13 protein-coding genes and 2 pseudogenes are annotated in these 19608 nt (G+C 45.7%); 7 read left to right on the forward strand and 8 right to left on the reverse strand.

Annotated features, from left to right (window positions below; translation table 11 throughout):
* Positions 1-118: 118 nt before the first annotated feature.
* Positions 119-304, reverse strand: a pseudogene (tnpA, locus tag ACE1CM_RS36370) (IS200/IS605 family transposase); the annotation flags it as partial.
* Between the two features lie 466 nt (positions 305-770).
* Between tnpA and ACE1CM_RS36375 the strand changes: the two are divergent.
* From ACE1CM_RS36375 to ACE1CM_RS36390, 4 genes and pseudogenes are all read left to right on the forward strand, one after another.
* Positions 771-1262, forward strand: coding sequence for a hypothetical protein (locus ACE1CM_RS36375; RefSeq protein WP_374883808.1), 492 nt, complete (start codon positions 771-773; stop codon positions 1260-1262).
* A 149-nt stretch (positions 1263-1411) separates the two neighbouring features.
* On the forward strand, positions 1412-1963 hold the full coding sequence (locus tag ACE1CM_RS36380) for an IS607 family transposase (RefSeq protein WP_374883809.1): 552 nt from the start codon (positions 1412-1414) through the stop codon (positions 1961-1963).
* A 31-nt stretch (positions 1964-1994) separates the two neighbouring features.
* Positions 1995-3182 (forward strand): annotated as a pseudogene (locus tag ACE1CM_RS36385) (RNA-guided endonuclease InsQ/TnpB family protein).
* A gap of 41 nt (positions 3183-3223) precedes the next feature.
* Positions 3224-3910, forward strand: a complete 687-nt coding sequence (locus ACE1CM_RS36390) for a zinc ribbon domain-containing protein (RefSeq protein WP_374883810.1) — start codon at positions 3224-3226, stop codon at positions 3908-3910.
* Here the strand turns inward: ACE1CM_RS36390 and glcD are convergent.
* From glcD to miaA, 6 genes are all read right to left on the reverse strand, one after another.
* Positions 3870-5345, reverse strand: a complete 1476-nt coding sequence (glcD, locus tag ACE1CM_RS36395) for a glycolate oxidase subunit GlcD (RefSeq protein ID WP_374883811.1) — start codon at positions 5343-5345, stop codon at positions 3870-3872. The two genes, ACE1CM_RS36390 and glcD, sit on opposite strands and share 41 nt — an antisense overlap.
* 67 nt (positions 5346-5412) lie before the next feature.
* A complete protein-coding gene (locus ACE1CM_RS36400) occupies positions 5413-7416 on the reverse strand; it encodes a tetratricopeptide repeat protein (RefSeq protein ID WP_374883812.1) in 2004 nt (667 codons plus the stop codon).
* A gap of 166 nt (positions 7417-7582) precedes the next feature.
* Positions 7583-7753 (reverse strand): hypothetical protein, encoded by a 171-nt coding sequence (locus ACE1CM_RS36405; RefSeq protein ID WP_374883813.1) that lies wholly within the window; start codon positions 7751-7753, stop codon positions 7583-7585.
* Positions 7754-8013: 260 nt separating this feature from the next.
* Positions 8014-8337, reverse strand: coding sequence for a hypothetical protein (locus ACE1CM_RS36410; RefSeq protein ID WP_374883814.1), 324 nt, complete (start codon positions 8335-8337; stop codon positions 8014-8016).
* 693 nt (positions 8338-9030) lie between these two features.
* The gene (locus tag ACE1CM_RS36415) at positions 9031-9210 is read right to left on the reverse strand and encodes a tetratricopeptide repeat protein (RefSeq protein WP_374883815.1); all 180 of its coding nucleotides are present in this window, start codon (positions 9208-9210) and stop codon (positions 9031-9033) included.
* Positions 9211-9472: 262 nt separating this feature from the next.
* Entirely contained in the window at positions 9473-10387 is a 915-nt protein-coding gene (gene miaA, locus ACE1CM_RS36420) for a tRNA (adenosine(37)-N6)-dimethylallyltransferase MiaA (protein ID WP_374883816.1), read from the reverse strand.
* 271 nt (positions 10388-10658) lie between these two features.
* On the opposite strand from miaA, the gene ACE1CM_RS36425 reads away from it, so the two are divergent.
* From ACE1CM_RS36425 to ACE1CM_RS36435, 3 genes are all read left to right on the forward strand, one after another.
* Positions 10659-15557, forward strand: coding sequence for an ATP-binding protein (locus ACE1CM_RS36425; RefSeq protein ID WP_374883817.1), 4899 nt, complete (start codon positions 10659-10661; stop codon positions 15555-15557).
* Between the two features lie 608 nt (positions 15558-16165).
* Positions 16166-16900, forward strand: coding sequence for a heme oxygenase (biliverdin-producing) (locus ACE1CM_RS36430; protein ID WP_374883818.1), 735 nt, complete (start codon positions 16166-16168; stop codon positions 16898-16900).
* 1117 nt (positions 16901-18017) lie between these two features.
* Positions 18018-19145, forward strand: a complete 1128-nt coding sequence (locus tag ACE1CM_RS36435; protein ID WP_374883819.1) for a choice-of-anchor tandem repeat NxxGxxAF-containing protein — start codon at positions 18018-18020, stop codon at positions 19143-19145.
* A 38-nt stretch (positions 19146-19183) separates the two neighbouring features.
* On the opposite strand, the gene ACE1CM_RS36440 is transcribed toward ACE1CM_RS36435, so the two are convergent.
* Positions 19184-19474, reverse strand: a complete 291-nt coding sequence (locus ACE1CM_RS36440; protein ID WP_374883820.1) for a cupin domain-containing protein — start codon at positions 19472-19474, stop codon at positions 19184-19186.
* Positions 19475-19608: the final 134 nt, after the last annotated feature.

The following is a 19608-nucleotide window of genomic DNA, read 5'->3' on the forward strand; positions in this document are numbered from 1 at the left end:
TCACCCACATGGTCATTAAGTTGTCAAGGTTCAGTTCAGCCGATACGACGGGCCATAACGCTTGCTAGGCATACACTTAGGGCTGATAGCCTTTCGTTTTCGCCTAAACGAATCGCACAACGTGGTCGGGCATAATTTCCACTTCAATGATGTCAACCTGAATTTCTTTAGCTATCTGCGCTAAAAGCTCTTTAAGTCTTAAATCAACCCCGTCTTTAAGTACAGGACGACGATATTTCGGTGTCCAAACAACATGGTATTTACATGAATAGACGACGTTATTGTTAGATTTAAACTTTTTCATGGAAGGTATTGTCAATATACTGCTTGGCTCTATATAATAGATCAAGTTAAGCTAAATAACAAGGCGGTGATTGTAGTGCAAGTAAGATGGAATTTCAAAATCAAGGCAACCAAGTCACAAGACGAAACTATGTCTCGTCATCTTGACACGTTGAGAAAGCATCGTAACTTTGCACTACGGGAACGAGAGACAGGTTATAACACCAATAATCAGAATGGGAATTCGGAGATTGTTTACGCTATAAATTCGTTTTGCGACATTACACTGCGGACAGAGTATGGATATTGTTGCGCTTTAACATGTCCCGGTCTCAAGCATGGCGTAGTCCCTCAAGACTTGAATATAGCCAAAAAAGCTAACAAGAAGACGGGCGAAATTAGATGGGATTCAGCGAGTGGCATCCAATCCAAAATCACAACTGAATTGAGACATACTCGTGCCAACGCAAGCTGAAATAGATTCGTGTGTGCTGCCAACTAATCTAGCCAACCTAGATACAGCATTCACTAATTTTTGGCGGCATGGACGTGGATTTCCCCAATACAAAACTAGGCTTGATTCTTTTGAGATTAAGACTGGTAGAGTATTAATTAAGGACGCTAGAGATAACTACGCTACCATCTACCTTCCTGGCATTGGTGATGTCAAGATTCACAATAGCCGCGATTTGAGTGGAATTCAAAAGTTTGGGACTTCTACCATCAAGCGAGAAGGCGGCGACTGGTACATTTCAGCATTAGTTGATGTACCCGACCTACCAGAAACCAACAAACTAGAAAATGCTAAATCTGTTGTCGGCATTGATGTAGGAGTCAACAAGCTAGTTGCCTTGTCAGATGGCAGCTTTACCCTTGAATACCCGTCCTGCTACCAACAAGAGAACTGCACGACGCCTATCCATGGGTCAACGCGCTGCAAGCCGGAAGCTCAAAGGTGCCAAGAACCGCAAAAAAGCTGATCAACGTGTTGCCAAGATGCAGCATGAAATAGCCCAAGAGCGAGATGGGCGCAACTGGCAAGCTGCTCAAAATATTGTCAACACAGCGGATGTGATTGGAGCCGTTAGATAGTTGTCAAGAATATATGCAAACGTCTTAATATGTTTCTATGATGGAGACATACAGACCGCAGAAATTTGGAGAATTAATTGGGAAGTCGGTGTCAACGTTGCAGCGATGGGACAGAGAAGGCATTCTGAAGGCTCACCGTTCGCCAACAGGACGCCGATACTACACTCACGACCAATTACTAGAATACCTGGGACTCTTTTGTGATGAGCAAGGAAAAAATATCGTTGATTTACGAGTGTCAACTATGGCACAAAAACCCGATTTGAAAAATCAAAAAGCTGCGGTTGCCTGTTATTGTCAGAGTCATAACATTCAGGTTGATGATTGGGTAGAAGAAATAGCTAGTGGCTTAAATTACAAGCGTCCTAAGTTATCACGAATCTTTGAAGACATTGAGTTAGGTCGGGTAAAAAAATTAATCATAGCTCACAAAGATAGGTTAGTAAGATTTGGATTTGAATGGTTTGAAGGATTTTGTAATCGGCATGGAACAAAAATTATTATAGTCAACGGAGAACAGCTTTCGCCTGAACAAGAGTTAGTGACTGACTTACTGTCTATAGTTCACATTTTCAGTGCTAGAATCTAAGGGTTGAGGTCATACAAAAAGGCAATTAAAAATGCTGCTTTGCAAAAAGAACCGGCTACAACTAAGTAAAGAAGGCATTTTGGCGCTAGAGTTTATGCAAGCTAAGTGTAGAGGCTTGTACAACTGGTGGCTCTCTAAATTACGTCATGGTGAACAGTGGCAACTGTATGAAGCTAAGAAAAGCTTGCAGCAGAGCAAACAACACGACCCCCAATTGAATCAAGTTTATGGAAAGCTATTAGCGGAGGTGTATTTCAGAATAGACTCTTCGATGCAAGCTTTTTACCGAAGAGTTCATCGCGGTGAAACGCCAGGATTTCCTAGATTTAGACCACGGCACGCTTTTTTCACACTCTGCTATCCGGCAAGTTATCTGAAAGTTGAGCACAAGCGCATAATTCTACCTACAGGAGGGAAAGGGAAAAACAAACTATATGCCAATATTCAAGCTGTCCTCACAGAACCACCCCCGGAAAAATTTAAAGAAGTTGCTGTTTCCAGAGACAGTCGAGGCAATTACTATTGCTCTTTTGTGTATGAAGCAATTCCACATCAATTAGATAGAATTGGCACAGTAGCTTTTGATTTAGGTGTCAAAACCTTAGCTGTCGGTGTCAACTCAGTGGGCAGAAATTATCACATAGGAGGATTTAAAGGTAATGGTTGGTTCAACAAGCAGTTAGACCGGATTCGTGCCAAACGCGACCAATGTAAAAAAGGTTCCCGACGCTATCGTTACCTCAGTAATGTTTACCAGCGGGTATCCGAGAAACGTCGAAACAAACAAAAAGACTCATTGCATAAAGCCTCAAGCTTAATCGCCTACAAACTGGCTGAAAGTGCTGTAGTAATTGGCGATTTGTCGGTGCGACAGATGGCAATGAAGTCAGAAAATAAATGGTTAAACAGGGCAGTATTCAATGATTGGGGTTTGTATCAGTTTGTCTTCATGCTCAAATACAAGTGCCAGAAAGCTGGGAAACAAGTTCATCTTGTGAGCGAACGAGATACCAGCAAAACTTGTCATCGTTGCGGACACACTCAAGATATGCCACTGTAGCAAAGAACTTACCATTGCCCAAATTGCAGTTTAGTAATGGACAGGGATGAGAACTCTGCCCGGAACATACTACTGCGGTATCTTGCGAGGCTATCGCCACACAAACTGCTATCAGGCAAGCGGTGTACTTGGGGTGACTCAAGAAATCGACACGTTTAAACACGTTTAGAAAGGCAGATGAAGACTTAAACCTGTCCAATATGGTCAAGCGTGCCCAGCCCAAACATAACGGGAAAGGCGGCTACAAGAAGAACGGAGCCAAAGCCAAAACGGGGTTAAACAAAGTCATCTTAGACTGTGGATGGAACGACTTGTTTAACAAAATTGCTTGGCTTGCCCTAAAAGCGGGTAAGTCAGTAATCAGAGTCAATCCAAAACACAGTAGTCAAGAGTGTCCAAAATGTCATCACATCGACAAAAGTAACCGTGATGGCGAAAAGTTTCTGTGTGTCAAATGTGGCTACACCGACCACGCAGACACTAAAGCTTCTCGAACAGTCGGGAAGAGAGTGGGGTTAGTCTTCCCACAAAAAATAAGAAAGACTCTACCGAGGGACTCTCGGAAAGTCACGCCTGTGAAGCCTGCTAGTCAGGAAGCATCAACCGTATCGAGGGTTGAGTCCAGGAACCATGCCTCTGAGCAATTGGGTATTCAGTTGTCCCTTTTTGATACAACTGAGTATACAACTGCCGACAGTCGGGTATCTAAGAGATACGGCAGAAACTCGCAAGAGTTTCCCCTTGCCTTTAGGCATGGGGAGTGTCAAACGATTTATGCACCGTCGTATCATCGTCATCCTCGTTCCCAGGTGGAACCTGGGAACGAGATCGCGAGATCTCAACTCACTAATACAGTTCTACGTTCTCAAATTTCTGCTCAATTTTAACGGCGCGCGCCGCTTCCCCACAGGTGCGAGGTGTGGGGAACATTTTACCCGGATTGGCTAAACCTTGGGGATTAAAAACTTCTCGCACCCATTGCATTGTTTCTAAGTCAATCTGGGTAAACATATCGGTCATATAGCAGCGTTTATCTGCACCAATTCCATGTTCTCCCGACAGACTCCCGCCAACTTGTACGCAAAGTTTCAGAATATCTCCGCCTAATTCTTCGACTTTTTCCAATGCTCCCGGTACGGAGTTATCGTAAAGAATCAGCGGGTGTAAATTGCCATCTCCGGCATGAAATACATTCGCGACTTTATAGCCGTATTTCTTGCTCAATTCCTCTATTTCTCGCAAAATAAAAGATAACTGGGTGCGCGGAATTACCCCATCTTGTACGTAATAATCGGGACTAACGTGTCCGGCGGCTGCGAAGGCGGCTTTCCGTCCTTTCCATAATTTTAATCGGGTTTCTGGGTCGTTTGCCGTTGTAATGTTGCGCGCGCCGTTCTTTTTACAAATTTCGGCAATGCGCTGTTTATTCGTCGCAACTTCTACTTCCAATCCGTCTATTTCTACTAGCAAGATTGCCCCGGCATCGCGGGGATAACAGCCAGTGGCAACTACATCTTCTACGGCGTTGATGCTGAGGTTATCCATAATTTCCATACCGGCGGGTATTATCCCGGACCCGATAATATCTGAAACCGCCGCTCCCGATTCTTCAATTGTGGTAAAATCAGCTAATAAAACGCAAATTGATTCTGCTGTTTTGAGGATTCTTAAAGTAATTTCTGTGGCAATTCCTAGGGTGCCTTCGGAACCAACAAATAAACCCGTCATGTCATATCCTGGCATTTCTTGAACCGCGCCACCGACATCGACAATTGACCCATCGGGGAGGACTAATTTTAATCCCATGACGTGGTTGGTGGTGACGCCGTATTTGAGACAATGAACGCCGCCGGAATTTTCGGCAACGTTGCCACCAATTGAGCAGATAATTTGACTAGAAGGGTCTGGTGCGTAGTAGAAACCTGCGCCGCTGACGGCTTGTGTCACCCAGTTATTAATGACTCCGGGTTGAACTACAACTCGCTGATTTTCTAAGTCTATGCTGAGGATTTTCTTCATCAAGGCGGTGACGATGAGGACGCAATCTTCGACTGGTAATGCACCGCCAGATAAACCCGTTCCCGCACCTCTCGCTACCCAAGCTATTTGATTTTGGTGGCAAATTTTGACAATTTCTGCTACCTGTTCCGTCGTTTTCGGTAGCACTACTGCTGCTGGTCTTTGTCGGTAGCTGGTGAGTCCGTCGCATTCGTAGGTGAGTAACTCTTCGCGACGCTGAACGACGCTGTTTTTACCGACTACGGCTGCAAATTGTTTGAGGATGGGTTGCCAGTTTCGCTGTTGTTTTTCTTGTAGGATCATGGGTGGTTTGTTGCAGGTTGCGTCTGAATAATATTGTTACAAAAATTAATTTAAAATAGATAGGGTGTTAGCGTTTTAATTTTCCCAGCAGTCGCTTGCGGTTCTCGATGGCTTCCGTATTGGCGGGCCAAATTTGAATGGCTTTGTCGTAGGTGGCGATCGCTTCCTCATATTTTCTCATTTTCTCCAACACTGCACCCCGGCGATACCAAGCTTGAGAGTAGTCTGGCTTAATTTGCGCCGCTCTGTCAAATGCCCCTATTGCTTCCTCATACCGCCGCATCTGTTCTAGAATTATTCCTCGGTTATACCAAGCATCGGCGTAGTCTTGTTTAATCCCAACGGCTTTGTCTAACGCGGCTAGTGCTTCATCATACCGTTTCAAGTTACCCAAAACTTGACCCCGTTCTCCCCAAGCGTAAGGCGAGTTGGGATCGAGTTGTAGCGCTTTATCTAAGGATGATACTGCTGCCTCATATCTCTGCAATTGTCGCAGCACTTCGCCTTTTTGCCTCCAAGCTTCTGCATATGCTGGTTTATGTTGCACTGCTTCCCCAAGCGATATCAAGGCGTCATCGTAGCGCTGTAGTTTATTTAACACCGCGCCTCGCTGATACCACGCAAGGGCGTCATCTGGTTTAATTTGAACGGCTTGATTTAAAGCTGCTAGAGCTTCTTCATAACGTTGCAGTTTATCGAGTAACTCACCCTGAAAGTACCACGCCGTGGCGTCATCGGGTTGAATTTGCACTGCTTTATTTACAGCTGCTAATGCTTCTTCATGGCGTTGTAATTTATCTAGCACCTTGCTGCGACCATACCAAGCGGGTGCATAATCTGACTTGAATTTAAGCGCTTCTTCAAAAGCTTTGAGTGCTTCGTCATTTTTTTGCAATTCCAACAGCGCCTCGCCGCGTTTTACCCAAGCTTGGGGGTAGTTTGGCTGAAATTGCAAGACTTTGTCTATGAGGACGATCGCTTCATCATACCGCCGCAATTCAACTAAGGTACTGCCTTGATTAAATAATTCAACGGCTTCGGGTACGGCAGGTGTTGGCGTGGGAGTATTGACTGGGGCGGGGAAACTCGGTTCTTCTTTGGGTGTAGAGTGTAAAAGCTGGGATAATCCCAAGGTCACCATAACCGTTACCAGAATAATCAACAACTGCGGTGACTTAACAAATTGCTGTTGTCGCAATTTTGACAGGACAAAGTATTGCGTCTGAGCCGCTGTAAAATTTTGTAAGGAACGCAAATCGTTGAGTACTTCGCTGGCTGATTGGTAGCGATCGCGAAAGTGCGATCGCACCATCCGGTCTAAAATTGCTGCAAAGACTTCGCTAACTTGGGCATATTGGCGCCAGATAATTTCCCCAGTTTGCGGATCTTCCTGGAATTGATCTGGTACGATTGCCGTCAATCCCTGGATTGCCGTTATTCCCAAACCGTAGATATCGCTGTTAAAACGCGGTTTTCCTCCCTGTTGTTCGTTTGGCATATAACCAGGGGAACCCACCAAAATTGTACAACTTGTTTCCCCCTGGGGATTCGCAATTAGGGTATTAATTTCTTTCACCGCGCCAAAGTCAATTAAGATTAGCTTACCATCAACGCGGCGTCGGATTAAATTTGATGGCTTAATATCGCGGTGAATCACATTTTGTTGGTGGACAAAAACCAGGGTTTCCAGGACATCCTGTAATAGCGCAATCGCTTCTGGTTCTCTCAGACACCCCTCGCCGCTGGTAAAATTGGCGAATTCGACGCCCAGATCGTCCCCGTCAATGAATTCTTGGACTAAGTAAAATTCCTGATTTTGCTCAAAGTGAGCAAACAGTTGGGGAATGCGATCGTGCGATCCCAAACGGTACAATACTTGGGCCTCCCTGTCAAATAAACGTCTCGCTGTCTGCAATACCGAAGGATCTGCATCTTTCGGTTTGAGTTGCTTAACGACACAGAGGGGATTACCGGGGAGATCTCTATCTTCAGCTAGATACGTCTCGCCAAACCCCCCACTTTTGAGCTGCCCAATGATATGGTAGCGATCGCGCAGTGTTTGTCCGAGCATGAACTTCGTGCAATGTAGCAAAGCATCTTGCTCAACGCATGATAACTGATTACTCGAAACTATGCATAGATCTCTAGTTGCCAAAACTACCTTCTAATTTTGCTTGGGATGCGCTTGCACAACTTGTTGATAAAAAGCTTCAAGTGCTTCTACGCAAGCTTTGTCGTCATAAAGATAGATAATCGTGACCTGCTTTGATTCGTTCTGCAATGTGGCGTCGCCAAGTTGGAGCTAAACCCAATTTGACGGCAATGTCTGTATATTCAGCTTCGTTTTGAGCAATTGTATCGGTGACGCCCAACATTTTTAGAAAGGCGTAGGCGTGACGCCCTCCCATGAATTCTCCGGGACAAGTAACAATGGATCAATTACAAGCGATCGCTTCTACAGGACTTACGCAAGGGCGTTGCCAGAAACAAAGGTGAGACCGTCGTTCGCGTTCGCGCAGCGGCGCGCCAGCGCTCAGCGTTGGGAGGCATATCTCTCGCCACCAAACCAACGATTTTTCGGAGCGCCCTTTGTTTCTTTGCGTAAGTCCTGTTCTAGTGATGTATTTCCCCCCGACCAACTTAATGTATCCAAAAAAAAATCTGAAATTCAATTATTTTTCAGATATTCAATTCGTTGCGTCATGCTGATAAATAGGCAGTAATCTTGGCTTTTCAGCCCTACCTTATCCCCAGCCCTATCCAGTCGTTTTGACAGCAATTTTAACCGCAAAAATACCAACCTGGCTTGAGGAAAGTGACGGGCAATTTCAGCAAAAATATAATCGGGCTGAGGCAGATATTTAAACGGTGCTTGGCCACACAAATAAATAACTGCATCATCGGGTAACCCAAAATCTGTCCTACTCTTTTTACTCGGGGGAATATCTTCTGCTTTGGCATAAACTACGCCAATATTCGGTAAACCAATCAATCTTTCATAATAATGTTATTGAGCATTTTTATGTTCGATCAACTTGCTGGATAAAACCTAGTCAATTGTTGCTATACCGGAAGTTACTGGATGTCCCCAAGCCGTGCATTGAACGGGGGCTAAACCCAACCCAGCCATTTTTACCGTTCCAGCTTCCATGGCGATTTCTGGAAATACTAGGATGTGTAATTCCTCGGCAATTATCTGTTGACAGACGGCTGACAGATTGCCAGTAATTTGATGAAATACATCGCTGTAGTTTCGGCACTGTTGCGTGAAAGTATCTGTAATTCCTTGATGCCCTAAATAATATCATGTCAGGTAGCAACGGTTGTGTAACTGCTAATAGCTAATCGCTGGCTGCTCTGGAGGCAATTGACAATATCGCAATTAGCAATTAGCAATTAGCCATCCATACACTACCGATATCTAAGGACATGATATGAAATGTTGTAGCACAAACTATCCCTGTCAAAGCATTGCTTTTACTTTCAGGGGTTGTTAGCGAGGTTTGCTGAATTAAATTTTGCATTCCTTCTCAATTGCTTGTTCAACTTGCGCCTGTTATAGTAACAACTTGCCCAAATTAACGTAGCTACCCCAGTGACTGGGATTGATATGATGTCAGGCTTTTCACCCATAATTAAAACTCAGAGCGTCAGAGTGTCCCCCCGGAGCGAGCGTCAGTCCTAACTATGGGTAATCAAACGGACATGATATGACTGATATTCCCTGAGGATAAACAGTTTCAGCTTCAGTTATTTCGCCATTCTTTGCTAAAATTAATCCCAAATTATTATAAGCATCGACCAAGTTTGAATCGAGAGCGATCGCATCTTGATAAGCCCCTATCGCCTCAGCCTCTTTATCCAATCTTTCTCAACAAGATCCTAGTACATAATACGCGGTTGCATTGGCAGCCAAATCAAAAGATTTTAAAATTGCTGACTGAGCATTTTGAGCCTAGCTAGTTTGATAATAAAAAATGCCTAAATTGCTCCTGGCTTCAGCGCGATCAATCCTCAACCGTAAATATTATTGATATTTTGGCACTGCGGCATCAAATTGCTGTTGCTGGTGCAAGGATAAGGCTTCTTGGTAAATTATATCCACGGCATTTTATGGCTGCATAAAACTATCGAATACTCCTGGTAAATTTTTGGAGTCTGTTCCACACTTTTTCTAACAAATCTGGTTGGTCGGCGTCAAACCATTCAATTTCGGGATAAGCTTTAAACCAGGTGCGCTGTCGCTTGGCAAATTGTCGCGTATGCAAAACGGTTAAATCTTTCGCTTGGGCTAGGAAAACCTCTCCCGCTAGATATTGTTTGATTTCTCGATAGCCTAGAGTATCGAGTAAAGGTAAATCCATACCATATTTTTGGCACAGCAATTCTACCTCAGCTACTAAACCATCTTTTAGCATTTTTTCGGTTCGTTGTTCAATCCGTTTCTGAATGTGAGACGGATCGCAATCTAAGCCAATTTGTAAAATAGGATAAGTGGGTGGATTTTCGCCTTGCTGTTGGGAAATGGGAATTCCTGTGACATAATACACCTCTAAAGCGCGTAATGTCCTTACGGGATCGTTGGGATGAATTTTTTGAGCGGCGGCGGGATCGACTTGTTGCAGCAAGGCGTAAACTTGAGTTTGACCGAGGGATTCGAGTTGCGAGCGCAATTCTTTCTGCGGCGCCACCCTGGGAATTTTCATCCCCCGCACGACTGATTTAATATATAAACCAGTCCCTCCCACTAATAAAGGAATGCATCCCCTTGCGTGAAACTGGGCAATTAATTCTTGAGCTTGCTGCTGGTAATCTGCAACCGTTAAAGTTTCTGTGGGATTGCAAATATCAATTAAATAGTGCGATACTCTCTGTTGTTCGCCAGGTGTTGGTTTAGCCGTGCCAATATCAAACTCCCGATAAACCAGCCGCGAGTCAGCGCTAATAATAACAGAATTCAGTCTTTGAGCGATATCCAAAGCCAGTCCCGACTTCCCCGTCGCCGTAGCACCGCAGATAACTATAAGTGGGTTATAGGTCATAGGTCGTCAAGTTTAGCAGGTGTGCAGGTGTGCAAGGGAGCAAGGGAGCAAGGGAGAATATATATTCAAATTCTCCTCTTGCCCCTGGAGCCTCCCCGCCGTCGTGCCCACCTGCACCCCTGCCCCATTTGCGAAGGGTACATACCCCAGATAAAAAACCATCTATGATGCCCTCCGGTCGCCTATAAGCCTTTTATGTTATAATTTTGGAGTGTTTTTTCCTTTTAGTGCTGCCAAGCGGATAAAAGGCTCTATTGGAGAAGTCCTTATTATGACGAGTAGTTACGGCGCCGATCAGATTCGAGTTCTGGAAGGTCTGGAAGCAGTCCGCACGCGACCGGGTATGTACATTGGTAGCACCGGGCCAAGAGGACTCCACCATCTAGTGTACGAGGTAGTTGACAACTCCATCGATGAGGCGCTAGCTGGCTACTGCACGCACATCGAAGTCGATCTGAATGCAGATGGTTCGGTCACGGTAACTGATGATGGTCGGGGTATCCCCACAGGTATCCATCCCCAAACTGGCAAATCCGCCCTGGAAACGGTGTTGACGGTCCTCCACGCTGGCGGTAAATTTGGCGATGGAGGCTACAAGGTTTCTGGAGGACTGCACGGCGTCGGCGTTTCGGTGGTGAACGCTTTGTCCGAGTTGGTGGAAGTCACGGTGTGGCGAGAGAAGAAGGTTCACAAGCAGCGCTACGAACGGGGGACCCCGGTCACAGAATTAGAGGTTAAGCCAATCAAAGAGAACCGAACGGGAACTTCGGTAACCTTCAGCCCCGATCCGCAAATCTTTACCACGGGAACCGAGTATGACTATACCACCTTGGCGGGACGCCTGCGCGAGTTGGCCTATCTCAATGCTGGGGTCAAAATTACATTTACCGATAACCGCACCGAATTGCTCAAAAGCAATACCCCCAAAGTAGAAGTCTACGAATACAAAGGCGGGATTCGGGAATACGTTGCTTACATGAACCGAGAAAAGCAACCACTGCACGAGGAAATTATTTACGTGCAGGGAGAACGCAACAACGTCCAGGTGGAAGTGGCGTTGCAGTGGTCTTCTGATGCTTATACGGATAATTTATTGGGTTTTGCCAATAACATCCGCACTGTGGATGGCGGCACGCACCTGGAAGGGTTGAAGGCGGTGCTGACGCGGACGTTGAATGCGATCGCTCGCAAGCGCAATAAAATTAAAGAATCCGAAGCCAACCTCGGCGGCGAAAACGTCCGCGAAGGCTTAACCGGCGTCATTTCCGTCAAAGTCCCCAATCCAGAATTTGAAGGTCAAACCAAAACCAAACTCGGCAACACCGAAGTCAGGGGTATTGTTGATTCTCTAGTAGGCGAAATTCTCACCGAATACTTAGACTTTCACCCAGCAGTAGCAGACGCCATTATCGAAAAAGCAGTTCAGGCATTTAAAGCCGCAGAAGCTGCCCGTCGCGCCAGGGATTTAGTCCGCCGCAAATCCGTCTTAGAATCCTCCCCTTTACCCGGTAAATTAGCCGATTGCAGCACCCGAGATCCCTCTGAATCCGAGATATTTCTAGTTGAAGGGGATTCGGCCGGCGGCTGTTGGGCCAGTTTTACTTATATATTACTGGCTGATGGATCAGAAAAAACTATCAAAGAGATAGTTGACGAACAAGCAGAAGGAAAAGAACACTTCTGCTACACCATCCGCGAGAGTGGAAACATCGGTATCGAGCGGATTACTAACGCTCGGATGACCAAGGCAAATGCTGAAGTAATAAAGCTGACATTAGATAACGGGGAAATCCTGATCTGTACCCCGGATCACCCCTTCATGTTGCGGGATGGCAGCTATAAAGCAGCAGCATTGCTGACCCCAGAAGATTCGTTGATGCCAATTCACCGCCAGATTTCCAAAAAAGATAAAAATGGCTGGGGAATTGACGGTTACGAAATGGTTTTGAATCCCCTGAATGATAAGTGGATTTACACTCATCTTTTAGCGGATTTTTATAACCTAAAACATGGAGTTTATCAGGCATCGGATGGCAATCATCGCCATCACGTTGACTTCAATAAACGCAACAACAATCCGACAAATATTCAGCGACTTCCGGCGGAAGAACATTTAGCACTTCATCGGGCGCATCTAGAGAAAACCTTGCACCGACCTGATGTAAAAGAAAAGAGTCGCCAAGTTCACATGAGCGAAGAATTTCGCGCCATGATGAGCGAAAGGATGCAACAGCCAGAAACGCGACAAATTATATCAGAACAGGCGAAAGCTCAATGGCAAGATGAAGAGTACAAAGCTTACATGACTCAAAAATGGCGTGAGTTTTATGAGAGTAATGAAGCTTATCGCCAGCAAAATCAGGAACTATTGGACAAAGCGCAGCAAGAGTATTGGAGTGATGAAGCGAATCGTTTAGCACAAGCTGAACGGGTGCGGAATTACTTTGCCAATAATCCTGAAGCGCGTGCAGCTCATTCAGAATTAGCGAAAAAGCAATGGGAAGATGAGGATTTGTTGGAATGGCGACGCCAAAAGACAAAGGAACAATGGACTTATGAATACCGCATCAAGCGGAAGGAAGCGTTAGACAAAACCTACTATCGCAAGACGATTGAGGCGTTGAAGAAAGTAGAAATTTGTTGCCACGGCTATCTGGATTTGGAGCTTTATCAATGCTACCGTCGCCGCCTGCGGGATAAGTCCTTGTTGACATTTGAAACTTTTTGCGATCGCTACTTCTACGGCGACATCACCGCAGCGAAGCGCGCAGTCAAGAATTACAATCACCGCGTGGTTAAAATCGAACCCGTAGAAGAGCGCTACGACGTTTACGACATCGAAGTTCCCAACAGCCACAACTTCGCCCTAGCGAGTGGTGTATTCGTCCACAATAGCGCCAAACAAGGACGCGATCGCCGCTTCCAAGCCATCCTCCCCTTGCGCGGTAAAATCCTGAACATAGAGAAAACCGACGACGCCAAAATTTACAAAAATAACGAAATCCAATCCTTGATTACAGCGCTTGGATTAGGCGTCAAAGGCGAGGAATTCGATGCATCTGGACTACGCTATCACCGCATAGTGATCATGAGCGTAGCTGGTGATGAACCAACCCTGGTGGCGGACGATACAGGCAAGACCGAATTTGTCTCTATCGGTCAATTCATTGATGATTGCGTTGAAGGTCGTCGGACTACAGAAAATTATCGCGTCATCTCCTTTGACCCCGTGACCCACGCCACCCGCTTTCGACCCCTCAAAGCTGTGATTCGTCACAGCCACGAGGAGCCGATGTATAAAATTACAACGCGCTACAATCGCTCGCTCAAAGTGACATCATCTCACAGCGTGTTTGTCTACGAAGATGGGCAAGTACGTCTCAAAAAAGGCAACGAAGTTCGACCAGGCGATTTGTTGGTAGCTAGTCGGCGTCTTCCGCGTCCAGACGTGAGTCCAACTGAAATTGATTTGCTGGCAACATTATACCGGACTGGCTTAACCGAGGGACTCTACCTACAAGGCGAAGACGTGCGGCAAGTAGCCAGTAAACGGGTTTTGGCGAAGGTAACGCGCCCAGAATTGTGGAGCGAACCGCGAGTTAAATTAGAGTTAGAAGATTGGCAACAACTGATAAGTCAACGTCAGGCGTTGGGAGTCTCCCAGAAAAAGGTTGCCAATGCTTGTGGCGTCAAGCAACCAATTACAATTAGTCACTGGGAGCGTGGAATTAACCGACCAACCTTGCCTGACTTTCTCAGTTATCTGGAAGCCATTGGTGGCAATGAAAATATCCTCTATGAAACATTGCCCAGCAAAATTGACGAACGACTGGCACAAGATGAGAAGAGCAAAAATGCCCGTTGGCGGGAAGTAAGTTGTGACAAACCGTTGGATTTCTTCACCCCCAGCGAACTCGCTCAAATGGGTGCAGATGTAAAAATTGTGCCGCAAGCGCATACCGATAAAGCATTTGGTCGCTACCTACCAATTACTCGCGAATTAATCTGGTTTTTGGGCTGGTATGTTGCTAAAGGAAGTTTGCTCCAGCATCAAGTTAGCCTTAGCTTGGGCAAAAAAGATGAGCCGTTCATCCCCGAACTCTGCGCTGCTATTGAGAAGGTGTTTGGTGAAATACCTCATCGCTATAACGATCCAAGGTATGACGGAATCAAGCTCTACTTCCACAGCATTGCAGCAGCGCGACTTTTGAAAGCTTGGGGTTTGAATGGATCGGACCATGAGAAGAAATTGCCAGATATCGTTTTCAGCTTGCCTGAAACATTGCAGCTGGCGTTTCTGGAAGGTTACTTCCTGGGAGATGGCTCAGCAGGGAAAAATAGCATCATATTTACCACCTCCTCTCCCACTCTCAAAGATGGGCTACTCTATCTGTTCGGACAACTAGGCATAATAGCCAGCGTTCATAACAGTCAGTCATCCAACCCCCCGGAAGCACCTGTTCAAACTCGCCACTACGCCTACTACATTCGGTTAAGTACCAAGGAACAGCTAGAACGGTGGAAGTCAATCTGGCAGCGCCACCCCAAAGCGTCACGGCTAGAGGAGCATCTGGCACGTCCAGGGAGCCAAGCAAAGCAATATGTGACAATAGGCGAGGATTTGATGGGGTTGAAAGTGGTTTCGGCTGAGGAAATAGATCTAGTCGGTGACTATGTTTACGATTTCTCAGTTGAGGGTGACGAAAACTTCATTTGTGGCATAGGTGGAGTCGGAGCAAAAAATACTGATGCTGACGTTGATGGCGCGCATATCCGTACCCTGTTGTTAACTTTCTTCTATCGGTATCAACGGGCGCTGATCGACCAAGGCTATATTTACATCGCCTGTCCTCCGTTGTATAAAGTAGAACGGGGTCGCTCTCACTACTACTGCTATAGCGATCGCGAACTGCAAAACCAGCTGCGGGAATTCCCCCCCAATGCCAACTACACCATCCAACGGTTCAAAGGATTGGGCGAAATGATGCCAGCACAGTTGTGGGAAACAACGATGAACCCGGAAACGCGCACGCTCAAACAAGTCGAAATCGAAGATGCCGCCGAAGCGGATCGAATCTTTACAATCTTGATGGGCGACAGAGTGCAACCCCGCCGCGAGTTCATCGAAACCTACGGTCCCAAACTCAACCTTACCGACTTGGATATCTAATCGGGCCAGAGGAGCAGAGGAGCAGAGGAGCAGAGGAAGATAACGAAGTAGAAGTAATGACTTCCCCAGCTCCCCCAGCTCAAGAAAGCTCCCCAAGCTCCCCCTTTCGTAAAAAATCTTAATGAAATTTCTCATCAATTCAGTCTAATGTAACGATTTAGGGGTTTTAAATCTTAGCCGGATCAATAGACTCCTCAGTAAACTTTAGGGACTGTAATTTAGCGTCAGCACCCCGCTCTAAAGATTTGGGGTAACGTTATCCCAAATCTTTAGGTAGCTGACCAGCCCAAGTCCCGAAAACGGGGCAACTACGTTATCGGCAAGCGTTCAAGTTCCTACCAGGGAATGCGTAGCCAGTTCTCTGCTCTAGAACTCGGTCGTTAAACAGTCCTACGAGGGGTAAGGCAGTGCGGCTCTTGGTAGTACCGACCGATAACAATGGCCTTGGCTAACTTTACCCCAGAAATGGGAGATTTGGGGAGAACAAATCCTCAGAGAGGGGTAACCATACCCCTCCACCCCGAAAGGGAAAGGCATTTAACCATGCCGTGTTACGTTTCATACACCACTTAAAAGAAGGTGGTTTCCACGTTCCCGCGAGGTTTTAGATGAGCACTAATTTAGCGACCAAATTACGCGAAGGCACCAAAAAAGCCCATACAGCGGCAGAAAACGTCGGTTTTGTCAAGTGCTTTTTACGAGGCGTTGTCGAAAAAAACTCATACCGGAAACTGGTAGCCAATCTCTACTTCGTCTATTCCGCGATTGAAGAAGAGATGGAACGGCACAAAAACCATCCGATTCTGTCCCATATTTACTTCAAAGAACTGAACCGGAAAAAGAGCTTAGAGCAAGATCTGAGCTACTACTACGGGTCAAACTGGCGCGAAGAAGTGGCTCCCTCCCCAGCTGCCCTTGCTTACGTAGAGCGAATTCGGGAAGTATCCCAAAGCGAACCGGAACTGTTGATTGCCCAATCCTACACCCGTTACCTGGGTGACCTATCCGGCGGTCAAATCCTCAAAGGCATTGCTCAACGGGGGATGAACCTGAATGGGCAAGGCATCGCGTTCTACGAATTCCAAGATATTCCTGACGAAAAGGCGTTTAAGAATAAATATCGGCAAGCGCTCAACGATCTCCCGATTGATGAAACCAAGGCAAATCGCATCGTCGATGAAGCCAATGCTGCGTTTGGCATGAACATGAAGATGTTCAAAGAACTCGAAGGCAATCTGATCAAGGCGATTGGTTTGCTGCTTTACAACACCCTGACTCGCAAACGCAGCCAGGGTAGCACCGAAGAACCCGATACCGAAGCTGGATTGGCAACGGCTGAGTAAAATCCCTGTCGAATCAAATAGATTCGCAATTGCTAAATAACTAAAAATTGCACTTTTACAATCCTGAAAGCTGGGTGAAACGGACAGCGTTTCTCTTTCATCAAGCTTTCAGGATTGTTAGCTTCTGTGGCAGTAGAGAGCGCAAGCTACAGATTCCAGGCTGACTCAACCAGAAGAATCGAGTAAAATATAGCCTGAGCCTATCACCAAAGTTTCTTGCTGGGATATCCAGTTGCAAACCCACGATTTTTCCTAGAAACCCGGTTTCTTTGCGTAAGACCTGAACAAGAAGAATCGAGTAAAATATAGCCTTAAAGCTTTTGCCCTACACGCCAGAAAAATGCTGGCTTTGTCTCGGTTTAGTGGTAATTGCTCGGTTGTATTTTTAGGGGCTCGGTGCTAATGTTGCGCTCGCCTCCGTAGGCACGATTGATTTACTGAAAGTCTACTGAAACTTTACGCAATCTTAAATATTACTGTTAAATTTTTCCGGCGATGATAGTAAACTTAGAGTATTAGTAACAACACCTTTCGCCGCACTTACGCAGAACTTATATCAGCAGGGTTAGTTCTCATCTACCAAACCATAGAAGTCGCCCATAAAGTGTAATTTTGCGTAACGGTAACGGCAAGCTTCAAACCATCGCGAGATCGCAGCATCGTAATCTCACGCTGGTTTGACAGTATCTACCTCAGGACTTACGCAAGGGCGTTGCCAGAAACAAAGGTGAGACCGTCGTTCGCGCAGCGTGCCGGAGGCATATCTCTAGTTCCCAAACCAACGATTTTTCGGATCACCAAAGTTTCTTTGCGTAAGTCCTGTACCTATTTTTAAAGCTGACTGCGTCACAACACCCTGCTTGCCAATTGCTTGAGGTGAGGTGACGTTTGTCTAGGGTTAAAATTTCAACTAACTTATCGGGGTTTTTGTCAGAGTTTACTCGGTTGCCGTTGAGATTCGTTTGGCACTGCAACAGTGTTTCTACTGTAAACACTCCAAAATTATTATAGGTGCTTCTATCTGGAACTGATAACATGCCTTGCTGAACTAGGGAAGGCTTTTGAAAGGTTCCGACAACCAACTCACGAAACACAATCTTGTAGAAGCACAAGCATTATGAAACTAGAATTAAACAGTCAAACAAGAGGAAAAAGTAGTTTACATCCCTTGGCAAGTAGGAGGAAATCTCAAGCATATACCTTTACAAAAATTGCTGAAACCAACGGCTTTTTTATTCAGTTTAGTTATATCGCTTCAATTAACAACAGAGGCGTTGTAGCTTTTCAAGCAGCTGCCCTGCTAAAAGGGGGAAGGGAAGCTATATTTACCGGCGATGGTGGCGCGATCGCTAAAATTGCCGATACGGGGGATTTTTTTAAGGGGTTTACCTCCCCCTCGATTAACGATGCTGGAGTTGTAGCTTTTGTGGCTAGCTTGAAAACAGGTGGCAAAGGTATTTTTACAGGTAATGGTCGCGATCTGACCCAGATTGCCGATACCAAAAGCCGCTTTTGCTGGTTCTCCGGTACTCCCTCGATTAACAATGCTTCAACTGTCGCATTTTGGACTGCCTTGGAAGATGGAGGCGAAGCTATTTTTACTGGGAATGGTTCCAATCTGACCAAGATTGCTGATACGAAAGATTATTTTAGCGCTTTAGCTTCCCCCTCAATTAACGACCAAGGAAATGTAGCATTTCGCGCTGCCTACGAAAAAGGCGGCTATGGTATCTTCAAAGGAAATGGAGATGGGATCTTAAAAATTGCAGATACCAGAAACTCGTTTAGCTGGTTCGCCCATCCCTACATCAACAACCTTGGAAGCGTCACGTTTTTGGCTTATCCAACCCAAGGAGGCTATGGCATCTTCAAACGAAATGGTCGCAAAATTACCAACATTGCCCATACCAGCGGTTGCTTTAGCCAATTCGCCTCCCCCTCGCTGAATGACGCCGGTGCGACCGCTTTTCAGGCTAACCTGAATGGGAGGGATGAAGGCATCTTTATGGCAACGGGTTCAACTGCTAAGAAAGTTATCGCAGTTGGAGATTACTTATTCGGTTCCAAGGTTACCAGTCTGGTATTTTCTCCAGGGGGATTCAACAATAGTGGGCAGATTGCATTTTTTGCCCGTTTGGCTAATGGGAATAGCGGTATTTTCCGTGCCGATCCAGTAGTACCTGCTACACCAAAGACGGGAGAAAGGCAAATTTTTGGACCGCGATCGCTAATCGCTAATTGTTGATTTGTTTTCTCTAACAATTAGCAATTAGCAATTAGCAATTAGCCAAACCGATAATGCTTTCTAACGTCCAGATTTATCTTCCAAGTGCAGGACATGCGCGCGGGGAAGGTTACCAAGTCACCTTTACCCATTTGTACGGGTTCTCCGCCCACTGGGGTTACGATTACATCTCCTTCTAAGAAATAGCAAGTTTCTTCATCATCATAAGTCCAGGGAAATTCCGAAACTTCTTTAGTCCAGATAGGCCATTTGGAGACGCCTAGTTGATTAAGACGTTCTTGACTCGGTTGACGTTCGATTTTAATTGTCGTTGTTTGTTTCGTTTCCATTGACTATTTTTTCCTAGCTTAATTGAACTCTCAATTTATTAAAACTTACCCAAATCAACCCGGTTTATAGGAAAGGTAATGGGTAATTGTCAATAGTATACTGCCAATGAATCCAATTACCAATTACCAATTAC

The organism is Microseira sp. BLCC-F43 (assembly GCF_041929235.1).
Lineage (GTDB): Bacteria > Cyanobacteriota > Cyanobacteriia > Cyanobacteriales > Aerosakkonemataceae > Microseira.

What these genes read in the sequence shown, in the direction of transcription:
- ACE1CM_RS36380 (WP_374883809.1), top strand. Translation starts at nt 1,412, where the DNA reads ATGATGGAGACATACAGACCGCAGAAATTTGGAGAATTAATTGGGAAG.
- ACE1CM_RS36390 (WP_374883810.1), top strand. Translation starts at nt 3,224, where the DNA reads ATGGTCAAGCGTGCCCAGCCCAAACATAACGGGAAAGGCGGCTACAAG.
- glcD (WP_374883811.1), bottom strand. Translation starts at nt 5,345, where the DNA reads ATGATCCTACAAGAAAAACAACAGCGAAACTGGCAACCCATCCTCAAA.
- ACE1CM_RS36400 (WP_374883812.1), bottom strand. Translation starts at nt 7,416, where the DNA reads ATGCTCGGACAAACACTGCGCGATCGCTACCATATCATTGGGCAGCTC.
- ACE1CM_RS36405 (WP_374883813.1), bottom strand. Translation starts at nt 7,753, where the DNA reads ATGGGAGGGCGTCACGCCTACGCCTTTCTAAAAATGTTGGGCGTCACC.
- miaA (WP_374883816.1), bottom strand. Translation starts at nt 10,387, where the DNA reads ATGACCTATAACCCACTTATAGTTATCTGCGGTGCTACGGCGACGGGG.
- ACE1CM_RS36425 (WP_374883817.1), top strand. Translation starts at nt 10,659, where the DNA reads ATGACGAGTAGTTACGGCGCCGATCAGATTCGAGTTCTGGAAGGTCTG.
- ACE1CM_RS36430 (WP_374883818.1), top strand. Translation starts at nt 16,166, where the DNA reads ATGAGCACTAATTTAGCGACCAAATTACGCGAAGGCACCAAAAAAGCC.
- ACE1CM_RS36435 (WP_374883819.1), top strand. Translation starts at nt 18,018, where the DNA reads ATGAAACTAGAATTAAACAGTCAAACAAGAGGAAAAAGTAGTTTACAT.
- ACE1CM_RS36440 (WP_374883820.1), bottom strand. Translation starts at nt 19,474, where the DNA reads ATGGAAACGAAACAAACAACGACAATTAAAATCGAACGTCAACCGAGT.